Source organism: Paenibacillus sp. CF384 (assembly GCF_900106745.1).
Classification (GTDB): domain Bacteria; phylum Bacillota; class Bacilli; order Paenibacillales; family Paenibacillaceae; genus Paenibacillus_Z.
This window is the reverse complement of the sequence record NZ_FNNV01000049.1, coordinates 1-1165: the sequence shown is the minus strand read 5'-3', so window position 1 is coordinate 1165 and position 1165 is coordinate 1. Positions and strand designations below refer to the sequence as shown.

Sequence of the window (1165 nt, the reverse complement as noted above, 5' to 3'; positions counted from 1 at the left end):
GAATGGATGCGCATACGGTTGTACTCCAACTCAATATACTCGTAAATTGCATCATACGCCTGTTTACGAGTCTTGAATTTGGTTTGGTAAATAAGCTCTTTCTTCATGACACTGTGAAAGGCTTCGATGCAAGCATTGTCGTAGCAATTTCCTTTTCGACTCATGCTTCCAACCATGAGATTGTTCGTCAATCGCTCACGGTATTCTGTTGAAGCATATTGAGACCCTCGATCCGAGTGGTGGATTAAGTCTTTGGGCGGTTTTTGGTTTTCAACGGCTTTATCGAATGCCTCTAGCACAAGATCTTTGGTCATCCGTTCGCCAAGTGACCAACCTACGATCTTACGCGAGTACAAGTCCATCAAGCTCGCTAAATACACCCAACCTTGCTGCGTCGCAATGTAGGTAATGTCAGCCACCCAAACGCGATTTGGCGCGTCGGGTTGAAATTGACGGTTGAGCACGTTGTCATAGACGGGCATCTTGTGTTTGGAGTTCGTAGTAGCTTTGTACTTTTTCACCGTAATGGAGCGAAGACCCATGTCTTTCATGTAATTACTAACCGTTTTAGTGGAGACTTCCAACCCTTCTTGGCGCAGTTTTGCTGCAATTTTATCGCTGCCATAGCGCTGTTTAAAACCATAGAAGTGGTACTGGATCCGTTTCTTCAGCTCCTGACGGCGCTTTTCCTGCCCACTTGGTTTTCGGTTGACCCACTTGTAGTAACCGCTTCGTGACACATTCATGACCTTGCACATCTTCTCAACACGGAACTGGAAGCGGTGTTTATGGATAAACTTGAAGATCAGTTTCGGTTTTTTGTGAAGAAGTGCATCGCCTTTTTTAGAATTTCGTTTTCCTCTTGAAGTTCCCGGTTCATTTGCTCGAGTTTCTTGAGTCTCTCCTGGTCAATGTACACTTGGGCTTTTTCCCCGGTATCTCCAAACTGTCTTCTCCAAGTACGGATGCTCCCCACGGGGATATCCAGCTCCATCGAAACTTCAGATGCCGTCTTGCCGCTTTCTTTCATGTGCTTGACCGTTTGACGTTTAAATTCCTCATCAAAATGTTGACGTGTTTTTCTCATGATACACCTCGACCTGTTTTGTTGTATTTATAGTAACAGGTCGCTGTTATGTTGTGTCCACTTATTATCCTAAACTCA

General features: G+C 44.8%; 2 protein-coding genes. Both read right to left on the bottom strand.

Annotation, left to right across the window (positions count from 1 at the left end; all coding sequences use genetic code 11):
- Window positions 1–794: IS3 family transposase (locus BLW29_RS31070; RefSeq protein WP_256209106.1), on the bottom strand; the 794-nt coding region annotated here is incomplete at its 3' end.
- 11 nt (window positions 795–805) lie between these two features.
- On the bottom strand, window positions 806–1087 hold the full coding sequence (locus BLW29_RS31065; RefSeq protein ID WP_090986992.1) for a transposase: 282 nt from the start codon (window positions 1085–1087) through the stop codon (window positions 806–808).
- Window positions 1088–1165: the final 78 nt, after the last annotated feature.